The 411-nt window shown below is 44.3% G+C and carries 1 rRNA gene; it reads left to right on the forward strand.

Annotated elements, in window-relative coordinates:
• Nucleotides 1-411 (forward strand): 23S ribosomal RNA (locus tag V6C27_14840); the annotation flags it as partial.

Below are 411 nucleotides of genomic sequence, written 5' to 3' on the forward strand. Positions count from 1 at the left end.
TGAAGAGGTCGCAGAGAAAAGGCCCAAGCGACTGTTTACCAAAAACACAGGTTCCTGCTAAAGTGCAAGCTGAAGTATAGGAGCTGACGCCTGCCCGGTGCTGGAAGGTTAAGAGGAGAGGTTATCCGGCACTCAACTCTTGGTGTTAAGGAGTTGTGGAAAAGTATTATGTGTATGTTTTACTTAACGAAGATAAAAATCAACTGTATGTAGGTTATACAAAAGATTTAAAGAAACGTTTAGAAGCACATAACCATAAACCTTAGCAAAAAGAGTTGAGTGCCGGAGAAGCTTTGAATTGAAGCCCCAGTAAACGGCGGCCGTAACTATAACGGTCCTAAGGTAGCGAAATTCCTTGTCGGGTAAGTTCCGACCCGCACGAAAGGCGTAACGATTTGGGCACTGTCTCAA

The sequence above is a fragment of the Peptococcaceae bacterium 1198_IL3148 genome (assembly GCA_036763105.1).
Classification (GTDB): domain Bacteria; phylum Bacillota; class Desulfotomaculia; order Desulfotomaculales; family Desulfohalotomaculaceae; genus JBAIYS01.